This window comes from Citrobacter sp. Colony219, from assembly GCF_019382635.1.
In the GTDB taxonomy this organism is placed as follows: domain Bacteria; phylum Pseudomonadota; class Gammaproteobacteria; order Enterobacterales; family Enterobacteriaceae; genus Citrobacter; species Citrobacter youngae.
In genome coordinates this window covers 3908534-3920911 of sequence record NZ_CP080033.1, presented here as the reverse complement: position 1 = coordinate 3920911, position 12378 = coordinate 3908534, and the positions used below count along the sequence as shown (strand labels likewise).

Sequence of the window (12378 nt, the reverse complement as noted above, 5' to 3'; positions counted from 1 at the left end):
AGGCCTGCCGGAGTCTGAACCAGAACTGGTCTGTCGACTTTATGCCTGATGCCCAGGTCTGTGGCCGTCGTTTTCGCACGTTCAATGTTGTTGATGACTTTAACCGTGAGGCGTTGTCGATTGAAATCGAACTGAATCAGCCAGCTCTGCGCGTGGTCCGTGTGCTCGACAGGATCGCGGCAAATCGCGGCTATCCGGTCACGTTACGCATGGATAATGGTCCGGAATTTATCTCACTGGCACTGGCTGAATGGACAGAGAAACATGCAGTAAAACTGGAGTTTATCCAGCCGGGTAAGCCGACACAGAACGCTTTTATTGAGCGCTTTAACCGAACATACCGTACAGAAATACCCGATTTTTATCTGTTCAGAATGCTGAATGAAGTGCGGGAAATCACGGAGAAATGGTTATCTGAATATAACTGTGAACGCCCGCATAAATCACTGAACAATATGACACCGGAGGAATACCGACAGCACTATTATCTGGCCGGGATCTCAAAAAATGCCTGGAACTAAAACGGGTCTATTTACACCACACCCCAATGTACCATTGAAGTGTGGCTGGTGAAGTTTGTATCAAATTACTCATTCATTTCGTGGTTGCTCTTTTTTATCTTATTGAATATCGATAATACCCGTCAGGATGCGGAAACGAGGTTTTAGAGGCATAAGCATCATTAGCTGGCATATCATGAAGCATTATTTATACATCATGCAGCTGAAGTTGATTCTCTAAACGCCGATCGCGCAGCGTTGAATAAATAAAGGTGATGACAAACAGCAGGGAAAATAAAACGACTATGGTCGGCGCGGGGGCACTGTCGATGAAAAATGACAGGTATACACCCAGAAATGACGTTGCAACCGATATGGCTGTAGCCAGTAATAATGCCTGGGCGAACCTGCGCGTCATTAAAATCGCAATCGCACCGGGGGCAATCAGCAAGGAGATCGACAAAATAATACCTACCGACTTTAGCGTCGCGACGATAGTCAGGGCTATCATACACAGCAGACCATAATGCAGCAGTGTGGTGTTAAGACCGCTGGCCTTTGCCTGGTGCGGATCGAACGCATGCAGTAGCAGATCTTTCCATTTAAGCCCGATGATAAGCGCTATCCCCAAAGCGATAACCGCAGTCTGCGCAATGTCGCCCAGCGAAACGCCCAGCATGTCACCGAACAAAATATGGTCCAGATGAATTTCAGACTGGATTGACACATACAGCACCAGTCCGGCGCCAAACATACCGGAAAAGACGATCCCCATCAGGGTATCGCGCTTGATACGGCTATTATCGTCAAGATACCCGGTGGCGACCGCGCAGAACAATCCGGCGACAAAAGCGCCAATCGCCAGCGGAATACCCGCAATCCAGGCCAGTACAATCCCTGGAAAGACCGCATGGCTCATGGCATCCCCCATCAGCGCCCAACCTTTCAACACCAAAAATACCGACAGCAGCGCGCAGGGGACGGCGACGATAACGGAGATGGTCAGCGCGTTGACCATAAAGCTGAACTGAAAGGGTTCCAGTAATGTGGTTAAGAACATGAGGACTCCTTGTTCACCAGTCGGGCGCGTCGGCGATTCGCCAGCAGACCATGTTTTGGTGCGAAGACAAATGCCAGCAGGAACAGCAATGTTTGCAGAACGACGATAATTCCGCCGGTTGCGCCGTCCAGCCAGTAGCTCAGCCAGGCGCCGAAAAAGCTGGTCAGGCTGCCGATAGCTACGGCGATGGTGAGCAGGCGTGGAAAACGATCGGTCAGCAGCCAGGCCGTTGCTCCGGGCGTGACCACCAGGCAAATGACCAGAAATGCGCCGACGGTTTGCAGTGCAGCAACGGTGGAAACGGAGAGCAGCGTAAAAAATAGCAGCTTCAGCCGACCAGGATTCAGACCAATAGAGCGTGCATGGTTTTCATCGAAAAAGACCACCATCAGGTCTTTCCACTTCAGCAGCAGGATAGTCAGTGAGATGACGCCGATGATCGCCAGTTGCAAAATATCTTCCGGCGCAATCGCCAGCACGTTACCGAGAATAATGGTCTGGATGTTCACCGACATCGGATTGAGCGACACCATAAACAGCCCGATACCGAAAAAAGACGAAAAAATCAGTCCGATAATCGCATCTTCCTTCAGGCGTGAGCGCTGATTGAGAAACAGCATACTGCCCGCAGCCAGTCCCCCGGAAAGAAATGCCCCCAGCGCGAAGGGAAGCCCTAACATATATGCCCCGGCAACACCGGGGACGATGGAATGCGATAGCGCATCGCCAATAAGCGACCAGCCTTTGAGCATCAGGTAGCATGAGAGGAACGCGCACAGGCCGCCGACCATCGCCGAAACCCACATGGCGTTGAGCATGTACTGGTAACCAAAGGGTTCTGTCAGCCAGTTCATGACTATTCCCCCTCGCGTGCCGTGCGGCGCGAAATAAACGGGCGCTCATCATCTGTAATCACATGCTGCTCACCCCCACTCAATGCGACGTGACGCAGAACGCCGCTAAATGCCTGTTCAAGGTTCTCGGTGGTAAAGGTGGTGTCAGTTGGACCGCTTGCCAGCACGGTGCCTTTAATCATTACCGTGTAATCACAAAACTCGGTGACCGAGCCCAGGTTATGGGTGGAGACCAGCATGGTTCGGCCCTCATCACGCAATTCGCGCAGCAGGTCGATGATCCGGGCTTCGGTTTTTACATCCACGCCGGTGAAGGGTTCATCCAGTAAAATAACCTGTCCGTCCTGTGCGATTGCCCTTGCCAGAAAAACACGCTTTTTCTGCCCACCGGACAGTTCACCAATCTGGCGATGGCGATATTCCAGCATATCAACCCGCGCCAGTGCAGCATCCACGCAGGCGTGATCGTGCGCCTTTGGCCGACGCAGCCAGCCCATATGGCCAAAACGTCCCATCATGACCACATCTTCCACCAGTACCGGAAATGACCAGTCCACCTCTTCAGACTGGGGCACATAAGCAATCAGATTCTGTTTTAGCGCCTTGTTGACCGGCTGTTGCAGGATAGAGATTTCCCCCTGTGCCAGCCGGACAAACCCCATCAACGCCTTAAACAGTGTTGATTTCCCGGAACCGTTGACACCAACCAGTGCGGCAATCGAGCCGCCCGGAACCTGAAACGTGGCATCCCGCAGTGCAGTGTGGCCGTTGCGATACGTCACCGTAACCTGATTCACGGTAATCGCAGATTGACTCATGGTTGACTCCCAAGGCCGTTATTGATGCCGTTAACAATGGTTTGTGTGGTGACGCGCAGTAGATCCAGATAGGTCGGGACCGGGCCGTCGGCAGCGCTGAGTGAATCGACGTACAGCACGCCGCCGTAATGTGCGCCAGACTCCCGGGCTACCTGACGCGCGGGTTTGTCGGACACGGTACTTTCGCTAAATACCGTGGGGATCTGATGCGCACGTAAGGTATCGATCACCTTGCGTACCTGCTTCGGCGTACCTTGTTGATCGGCGTTGATCGGCCATAAGTACAGTTCTTTCAGGTCGTTATCGCGCGCCAGATAGGAGAACGCCCCTTCGCTAGTGACCAGCCAGCGTTTATCGGCAGGAATTTTGGCAAGTTCGGCCTGGAGCGGCGCGAGCGTTTGCTGAATTTCTGCTTTATAGCGATCGGCATTCTTCTGGTAGGTCGCTGCGTTTTCCGGGTCATATTTCATTAACGCATCGCGAATGTTATCCACGTAAATCAGTGCGTTGTCTGCTGACATCCAGGCATGCGGATTGGGTTTTCCATTGTATGGCCCTTCGCTGATGCCCATCGGTTTTACGCCGTTTGAGACCATCACTTCCGGTACGCCGGACAGATGTTGGTAGAAGCGGGTAAACCAGAGTTCCAGATTGAGACCATTAGAGAGAATTAACTGCGCGCCCTGCGCCCGCTTAATGTCGCCTGGCGTGGGCTGGTATTCGTGAATCTCTGCCCCGGGTTTGGTGATTGAACTGACGTCTGCCGCATCGCCTGCCACATTGCTTGCCATATCAGCAATGATCGTAAACGTCGTGATGACCTTGAACTTTTCTTTCGCCCAGGCAGGCGACAGCGTAAGTGCCGTCAACAGGCTGGCAAGGAGAACTGACTTCAGACGAGGCAGATGCGGCATAGTATCCCTCACAACAAAGTGGTTAATTTATCATCGAATATAGCCTTTGCTATGTTATATAGCACATGGCATAAATAAATGAAAATAATTCTTATTTGCGTAGGGTGCTAAGGAATAGATGGGGGATAATGTGTTTTACGCCGGTACGATTGCCGGCGTGTTGGGAACGAATAACCCGGTGATTATGACTTTTGGAACTCGGTGACGGTTTCCCATGCTACCTGTTGTAACACTTTGGCGGTGGCTGGGGTCATGTCCGTATCAACAGGGAGCGCGCCGCCGACTGGAGACTGGTTATACAGGGTAGCGAAGAATACGCAGGCAGCGAGATACGTTCCAGAAATCGAAGGATGTACACCATCATGATAATACAGGTTAATTTCTGGGTGCGTTTTACGTGCTTTCTCGAAAGCCAGACCTACCGGAGCCACATATCCCCCCGTTTTTTGCGCAATCGAGATATAAGCATCTGCCAGTTTTTGGCTATCTTCGGGTTTGTCTTTTTTCGGCCAGGTCATGAAATAGACAACTTTTGCACCGGCTTTATGCGCCATCTCAGCCATTTGGGTTGCAGAGTCCACGAAGTTTTGTCGGGTACTTTCTTTCTTTGAAATCGTTTCTGTTGAGTTCCCCTGCAGGATGACGACATCCCATTTCTGTAGCGTGTTCTGATAGCGCATATTCTCAATTTGCCAGCCTAAATGACCGCTGGAAATCGTGATCCCCCGATACTTATAGCCTTTGGCATGGTCTGGCAGTAGGGACTGCGTTAAATCCCGCAGGCGGGTATTAATATTATTGTTATAGAAAGTGAAAGAGTTACCATAAAGCGCGACAATTTTATTCTCGCCATCCATTTTCGCATGTGCGGAAGGTGCTAATAACGTATCCGCGTGAGCACAGAGACTACTTAATGCGAGGGTCGTCGCTGCGGCAAGCAATGTTATCTTTTTCATTTTTTATCTCTTAGAAATCATAACGGAGTCCAACGATGAGCGCGTCATCATTGGTTTTTTTGTTCTTACTGGCGAACTCTTTATCGTAAGTAAATGATAACCACGTATCTTCGGCCAATGTTAATTGCGCTTCAGCACGCCAGTCTTCTTTTTCAGCAATATCTTTACCATCTTCATTTAAAAAACTATATCCGGTGAGAACCTTGACGGTGCCAAAATTGTAGGAAATGAGTGAATCCATCCCTTTATAATTATTATCGCTTTTGTTATCGCGAGAAATAGAAGTACGCAATGCGGTTACCGCGACTTCATAGGCTTTATAGCTGAGTTGTAATCCTCCCATAATTTGATCGTTTTGATTACGGCCATCGGTGGTCACTACGCCATCCTGTCGTTTGTAACGACTGGCCGCTATCGCAGGTGTAATCCTAAAATCGCCAAATTTGAAAGACTTACGATAGCTGGCTATTGCCCCGTAATCCAGCGCTTCGTTATCACTGTTGCCGTTACCGGAGACCCATGCCAGCTGGATTTCGTTACCGGCAAATTTGGCGTTCCACTGAACGGTGCCGTCCTGTCGGTTGAACTGGTAAGAATCATCAATGGTTGTAATACCATAGCTGTAGATATTGGGGGTGAAGTTTTTATACTTATCGGTCATTTTCATCACCTGATACAACGGGTTCTTGGTTCTCCCGGTGATCAGCTCGCCCCATGTTTTATTTGACAGGCCGACATAGGAATAACGGGCCTCCATATCGCTTTCACCGGTATTGTTATCATTTTTTTCGGTACGCACCTGCCATTCCAGGCGCCCCACGATTTTAGTTTCTGGCAGAAGGTCCAGATCCCGGGTGAGATAAATACCGACACGGCCACCCAGATCGCTTCGGCTTTCGCTACCAGCAAATGAATTCTGGCCACTCGCAATTTTTCCCTCAACGCGGCCATAAATATCCAGCGTATTTCCGTCCTTATTATAGACGTTTAAGGCGAACGCCGAGGAACTCATACCCATTAGTAATATTAGTGAATAATTTTTTAGCTTCATGTCATCCCTCAAACTTGCATTAATTTCCTGACCATAAAATAAAGTTCACAGCGGGATAATTGTTTGTGGAAAAGGAATGGCAGCGGTATGGGAATCATTTTTTCTCGTAATGAAATGTGATTATTCACGCATAAATATCTCTATTTTTGCTATTATATTAATGGTTCTAATATTTTATGAACGATTCTTTTGAAATATTACGGCTATTTGATCTACATTTTAAAAATTACTGTGAAGTGCATCGCATTTCTACTGGATAGAAAAGCTGAAAATGGGAAAGTTGTATTCTCATAATTATTTTTGGGGTGGGAATACTATTTTCCCCTATAAATTGGCAGACAGATCCCGCAAAATTGATTAATCACATTTTCGATTATCACGCATTCATTGGCCGGAGAGGCGCTGTATGTACGGGAAGCAAACAACGGTATTTGATTCTGACCTTTATTCATCATTGTTCACTCAGGCCAGGATGCGGGAAATATGGTCTGACGACAATCTGCTGCGTTGTTGGTTGCGCTTTGAGGCGACGGTCGCTCGCGTGCAAAGTGAGTTGGGGATTATCCCTGAACAGGCGGCCGTTGAAATTGAACAAACCTGTCGGGAAATACAGATAGACTGGCCAGCGCTGGCGCAGGAAACACAGACGGTCGGCATGGCGATAAAACCGCTGATCGATCAGATCTCCGCCAGCGGAACGCCGCTGGTAAGTCAGTTTCTGCATTGGGGATGCACCACTCAGGATTTACTCGACTCAGGCATGGCGATGAGATTGCAGCAAACGCTGCGGCTATTGCGTGAGCAATTGCTTGATGTTGGCGAAACCATGAAAACGATGGCGTTACGACATGCTCGTACGGTAATGGTTGCTCGCACCAATTCGGTGGATGCCTCTGCAACGACGTGGGGGCTGCATGTTTGCAGTTATCTGGCGGAGATAAACCGCCACCTGACAAGGCTCCAGCAGCTGTATCCGCGCGCCGTTACCGGACTCTTTGGCGGTGCGGTGGGCAACCTGGCTTCTGTGGGCGAGCAGGGAATGGAAACGCGCAAGCGGCTGATGTTAGCGCTGGGTCTGAACGTGCCCTGCGGGATTAATAATGCCAGCCAGGATGCGGTTGTTGAGGTTGTGCAGTTTTTTGCTCTTATCCACGGCACGCTGTGTCGCCTGGCTAACGATGTCGAAACCATGGGACGCACGCCGATTGCCGAAGTGCTTGAAGGAGAAGGCGGCGGCGGGTCAAGCACGATGCCGCACAAAGTTAACCCACGCGCCAGTAACATGATACAAACGCTGGCAAGGATGGGCTGGATGTATGCTTCTGGTGCGCCGGCCATGTTGGATCAACAGGATGTGCGAGCCGCCTCTATGAGGGTTCTGAACTGGACGATCCTTCCGGAGGCATCAAATGCCTTATCGACCAGTCTGACACGCGCAAAAAATCTGCTTTCGCATCTCGTCATTAATGAAGAGAAAATGCGCGCCAATTTTGACTGCTCAAAGCACTTTATTATGTCGGAATCGCTGACGATGAAACTTGCCGCCAAAATTGGCAGAGAGTCCGCCTATAACGTAGTGAAAAACCTGCTAAAGCATGCAACCGGAGAGCACCGCTTCATGGAGATCGTACAGGCTAGCCCGGAAATCCGCGCGTCATTGTCTGTGGCAGAAATTACCGCCGCCTGTGAGCCGCTGTCATATATCGGGGCTAACGATGCGCTCATTGCGGAAACAATTGCTGAGTTCGATCGCGTGAAAACCGCAGAGATTGCCTGATTCGTCATGCTGCCGGGCGGGATAACTCTCCTGGCGGCTGGCAGCGCTAAGTATTATGAGCCGATGCAGAAAATGTTTCGAAGAAGACGAACAATTCTTCCAGTTGGGCAAAATTCCCCTCGCTATCTCCTTTCTCATAAGCCAGATGCAGAATGAGTTCGATAAAAAAGAAGCCAAGAATACGGCTTTGAAAAATGGAATGTACGTCGCTTGGGAGAACAAACTGCAGATCGCAGAACTTACCGTAAGGGTTCGCCTCTGAGTTGGTCACCAACACTACGACGGCATTCTTTTTTCTGAACCATTTTGCAATATTGAGCGCGACCCGGTTAAATCGATAGTAAGAGAACACAATCAGGACGTCCTCCTCCTTGATATTGATGAGGCATTTGGGGAGTTCGCTGATGTCTGTTGGTAACAGGGTAATATCGCTGCGAAAGTACTTTAGCAACGTACAAAAATGCGTCGCCATGGCATGAGAAGATGAAGGACCGACGACATAAATATGGCGTTGATTGTTTAATACCAGATCGATAAACGCATTCAGGCTTTCAATATCGATATTATTTTTAAATTGACTAAATAACGTTGATATTTTATGCGTGAAATCAGTAACAATACTTTCTGTCGTGATGCTGGAATTGTTACGCAGTTTGATGTTTTTCTCAAAAGGTGCTGATAGTTTATTTTTTGACAGTGTAATGTCTAATGCTTTACGGAAAGCGGCATAACCGGTAAAACCTATTTTATTCAGGAATCGACCGATAGTAGCTTTACTTACCATCGCATTCTGCGAGAGATCAACAATGCCATGATAGGGGAGTTCATTGAAGTGCTTATTAATGTACTCATTAAGTCGGCACTCAGATTCTGTAAGATCGCCCATATTAAGAGTAAGTGAGTTATACTCATCCAGACTTAACGTGTTTTTTTTGTACATAGATAACACCCGATGGCTGTTGTATATCAACGCTGTTATAGGGTAATACGCTTTCGACGTCAATCATTGAATGAATATCCTGGAAACCCGCATCCAGCCTTTTTTGGAGGATGTGACCGTATTCAGATGAGTTGCGATCTTACTCACAAAAAGAGGTGGGAAAACACCTTTCCCGTATTTTACAACCACACAACCCATTACAATTAAATCTCAATATTTGAGTATGTAATACGATAAATTTACGTACATATTATAACTGCTTATATATGGATGTGATTTCCCGGTATCCTGCATAAGCTATGATGATATGACGGGTAACCCTACCAGATTTGTATGGCATAGGAATTGTTATTATGACGGCGTTTATTATAGCAATAGTGATAACAGTTATTGCTGCATGGTTAATTGTTAAAAATTATCAGCCGCAAACTGTTTTATTACTCGCTGGACTGGCATTATTGACCATCACAGTACTGTTTTATCCAGAAAACAGCATTCTCTATGATAAAGCGAAATCCACGGGGTCAACCTGGCTGGATATCTTTAGCTTTGCAAAAGCATCGTTGACCACACAAATTGCGGGTATCGGTCTTATCATCATGGCGGCGGGTGGATTTGCCAGCTATATGGATCACATCAAAGCATCGAACGCGATGGTGAATATGTGCATTCGCCCGCTACAGGTAATTAAAGCGCCTTACCTTATCCTCGCGTTGGGGTACATCTGCGCGCAGCTTCTGCACGTGGCAATTTCAAGTGCGGCGGGCCTGGCAATGTTGCTGTTGGTGACATTCTTCCCGGTTCTGGTGCGCCTCGGAGTCAGTAAAGCCTCTGCGGCCGCGATGATTGCCCTGTGCGCGTTTATGGATCTAGGGCCTGCGGCAGGTACGGCGAATCTGGCGGCGAAGCATGCCGGAATGGAAAGCGCTATCTACTTTGCTCATTACCAGATGCCGGTTGCGGTGGCGGTTATGCTGGCCGTGGCGGTGGTGATTTACTTCACCGCGAAATATTTCGACAAAAAGGATGGCTTTGTACCGGGTGCGCAAAGCGTGGCGCAAGCGGAAGAAGAGGGTCGCAAAGCGCCCGCGATTTATGCTCTTTTGCCGGTCCTGCCGGTGGCACTGGTGCTGGTCTTTAGCCCTTTGGTTATCAAATCCATCAAAATTGACGTAGTCACGGCGATGATCCTTGGCGCTGTGGTCGCATTTTTCTTTGAACTGGTGGCTACCCGTGATTTCAAAAGCAGCTGCAAAGGATTACAGGTCTTTTTCAAAGGCATGGGCAGCATGTTTACCAGTATCGTTTCCTTGCTGGTATGTGCGGATATCTACGCCCAGGGGTTGCAGAAAATTGGCGCGGTGGACTACCTGTTACAGTCAGTGCAAAACGCAGGACTGGGCTTTACCAGCATGACGCTGGTGATGACCGCGCTGGTGGGCGTAACCGCCATCCTGACAGGCTCTGGTGTTGCCGCCTTTTTCTCCTTCTCCGGACTGGCCCCCTCCATTGCAGCAAAATTTGGTGAGAGCGCCGTCAATATGATCCTGCCTATGCAGTTAATGGCGGGAATGGGGCGCTCAATGTCCCCAGTGGCTGGAATCATTATTGCGGTGAGTAAAGCAGGAGAATGTTCACCGTTTATGATCGTCAGAAGAACGCTGCTTCCAGCGCTGGCCGGTATTGCGGCGATGCTGGTTGCCAACTATGTCCTGATTTGAATCCCGAGAGCCTGCTAATGCAGGCTCTTATTTTTTATCTGGTTGTAATTTATGGATGGCAACGTGACAAACGATGTTTTATACGTCCCGTTTACGGGGAAGTTACTGCTTGAATCTCCGTTATTAAACAAGGGAAGCAGCTTCACGCAGCAAGAAAGGCACGACTTTAACCTGAGTGGGCTACTGCCTTGCGCCATTGAGAATATTGATGAACAAGCCGAACGGGCGTATCAACAATATCTTGAGGCTGAGTCCCACAACGCTCGACATATTTACCTGCGTAATATCCAGGATACCAACGAAACGTTATTTTATTACCTGCTGAAAAAGTATCTTCCAGAGATGCTGCCCATCGTTTATACCCCGGTAGTCGGGGCCGCCTGTGAAAAATTCTCGTGGATATATCGTCGTGCGCGCGGTGTTTTTATCTCCTGGCCCGATCGCGATCGTATTGACGATATTTTGCATGATATTCCACGGCACCATATCAAGGTCATCGTCGTCACCGATGGTGAGCGCATTCTGGGGCTGGGCGACCAGGGCGTTGGCGGTATGGGAATTCCTATCGGGAAACTGTCGCTCTATACCGTCTGTGGCGGGGTAAATCCGGCGAATACGCTACCTATTTTACTGGATGTCGGCACGAATAATGCGCGACTGCTGGACGATCCGCGCTATATCGGCTGGCGTCATCCGCGCATAACTGGTGAAGACTATTTCGCATTTATTGGAATGTTTATTGCTGCCGTAAAACGGCGCTGGCCTAACGTTCTGCTGCAGTTTGAAGATTTTGCCCAGCATACCGCGGTACCGCTGCTGGACCGTTATCGCGATGAGCTGTGCTGTTTTAACGATGATATTCAAGGCACGGCGTCGGTGGCTCTGGCGACTTTGGTTGCTGCCTGCCGAGGCAGCGGTCGTGACTTCCGTCAGCAATCAATCGTAATTGTGGGGGCGGGGGCTGCGGGATGTGGGATTGCCCGGCATATTATTGCCTGTCGCATCAGTGAAGGAATGAGCCAGTCTGAAGCCAGACGGACCATTTTTATGGTGGATCGCGACGGTCTGGTGATGACCACCAATAATGCCTTAGCTGATTTCCAGCAACCGCTGGCGCAGTCGCCCGAGGAAATTTCTGACTGGCAGTATGAGGGGCCGGCACCGTCGTTACTGGAGGTGATCCACAATGCCAAACCGGCGGTTATGCTGGGGGTGTCGGGTCAGGCTGGATTGTTCTCGCAGGAGGTAATTAGCACGATGTACCAATACTGCGACCGTCCGATTGTTATGCCGTTGTCGAATCCCACTTCGAGAATGGAAGCGCGACCAGAAGATATCATTCGCTGGACCGAGGGACAGGCCATCATTGCGACCGGCAGTCCCTGCGGTGTGATTGAATTTAATGGACGCTCCATTCCGGTGGCGCAGTGCAATAACGTGTATGTTTTCCCGGCCATCGGTCTGGGGGCTATCGCCAGCGGCGCGACACGCGTAACAGAGGCTATGCTGATGGCGGCAAGCCGTGCGCTGGCCGATGCTTCCCCGTTGGTGCGTAACGGGGAAGGCGCTCTGTTGCCGGAGATTGGGACAATCTGCGAGGTGACCCGCAGCATTGCCTTTGAGGTCGGTAAGGCGGCACAGCAGTCGGGTGTGGCAGAGAAGATGAGCGACGACGCGCTGTCGCAGAGTATTAAAGATAACTTTTGGCTACCGCACTACCGTCCTTATAAACGCAGGGCTATTTAGCCGTTGTGACGAGTAAGCGGTACTCGGGTCTTGGTTGCCTT

At 49.6% G+C, this 12378-nt stretch carries 10 protein-coding genes and 1 pseudogene; 4 read left to right on the top strand and 7 right to left on the bottom strand.

Going from position 1 to position 12378, the window contains the following annotated elements; translation table 11 throughout:
- Nucleotides 1–11: 11 nt before the first annotated feature.
- A pseudogene (locus JTI85_RS17490) lies at nucleotides 12–521 on the top strand (transposase); the annotation flags it as partial.
- Nucleotides 522–708: 187 nt separating this feature from the next.
- Here JTI85_RS17490 and sitD read toward each other — a convergent pair.
- From sitD to JTI85_RS17460, 6 genes are all read right to left on the bottom strand, one after another.
- On the bottom strand, nucleotides 709–1560 hold the full coding sequence (gene sitD, locus JTI85_RS17485; RefSeq protein WP_048213041.1) for an iron/manganese ABC transporter permease subunit SitD: 852 nt from the start codon (nucleotides 1558–1560) through the stop codon (nucleotides 709–711).
- The gene (gene sitC, locus JTI85_RS17480; RefSeq protein ID WP_199986485.1) at nucleotides 1551–2414 is read right to left on the bottom strand and encodes an iron/manganese ABC transporter permease subunit SitC; all 864 of its coding nucleotides are present in this window, start codon (nucleotides 2412–2414) and stop codon (nucleotides 1551–1553) included. The genes sitD and sitC overlap by 10 nt, the downstream gene beginning before the upstream one ends.
- Before the next feature lie 2 nt (nucleotides 2415–2416).
- Nucleotides 2417–3232, bottom strand: a complete 816-nt coding sequence (sitB, locus tag JTI85_RS17475; protein WP_219351814.1) for an iron/manganese ABC transporter ATP-binding protein SitB — start codon at nucleotides 3230–3232, stop codon at nucleotides 2417–2419.
- Nucleotides 3229–4146 carry a metal ABC transporter substrate-binding protein gene (locus tag JTI85_RS17470; RefSeq protein ID WP_048213038.1) on the bottom strand — a complete coding sequence of 306 codons (918 nt, stop codon included), beginning with the start codon at nucleotides 4144–4146 and terminating at the stop codon, nucleotides 3229–3231. The genes sitB and JTI85_RS17470 overlap by 4 nt, the downstream gene beginning before the upstream one ends.
- 182 nt (nucleotides 4147–4328) lie before the next feature.
- Nucleotides 4329–5102 (bottom strand): DUF4886 domain-containing protein, encoded by a 774-nt coding sequence (locus JTI85_RS17465; protein WP_061068468.1) that lies wholly within the window; start codon nucleotides 5100–5102, stop codon nucleotides 4329–4331.
- Between the two features lie 10 nt (nucleotides 5103–5112).
- Nucleotides 5113–6153, bottom strand: a complete 1041-nt coding sequence (locus tag JTI85_RS17460; protein ID WP_219351813.1) for a porin — start codon at nucleotides 6151–6153, stop codon at nucleotides 5113–5115.
- Nucleotides 6154–6559: 406 nt separating this feature from the next.
- Here JTI85_RS17460 and JTI85_RS17455 point away from each other — a divergent pair, with 406 nt between their 5' ends.
- The gene (locus JTI85_RS17455; protein ID WP_219351812.1) at nucleotides 6560–7930 is read left to right on the top strand and encodes an adenylosuccinate lyase family protein; all 1371 of its coding nucleotides are present in this window, start codon (nucleotides 6560–6562) and stop codon (nucleotides 7928–7930) included.
- Nucleotides 7931–7976: 46 nt separating this feature from the next.
- Here the strand turns inward: JTI85_RS17455 and JTI85_RS17450 are convergent, their stop codons facing one another.
- A complete protein-coding gene (locus JTI85_RS17450; RefSeq protein ID WP_061068465.1) occupies nucleotides 7977–8870 on the bottom strand; it encodes a MurR/RpiR family transcriptional regulator in 894 nt (297 codons plus the stop codon).
- Nucleotides 8871–9223: 353 nt separating this feature from the next.
- Between JTI85_RS17450 and dcuC the strand changes: the two genes are divergently transcribed.
- Together dcuC and JTI85_RS17440 are read left to right on the top strand one after the other, a co-directional pair.
- On the top strand, nucleotides 9224–10591 hold the full coding sequence (gene dcuC / locus JTI85_RS17445) for a C4-dicarboxylate transporter DcuC (RefSeq protein ID WP_061068464.1): 1368 nt from the start codon (nucleotides 9224–9226) through the stop codon (nucleotides 10589–10591).
- A gap of 51 nt (nucleotides 10592–10642) precedes the next feature.
- Entirely contained in the window at nucleotides 10643–12337 is a 1695-nt protein-coding gene (locus JTI85_RS17440; protein WP_142878819.1) for an NAD-dependent malic enzyme, read from the top strand.
- Nucleotides 12338–12378 lie beyond the last annotated feature (41 nt).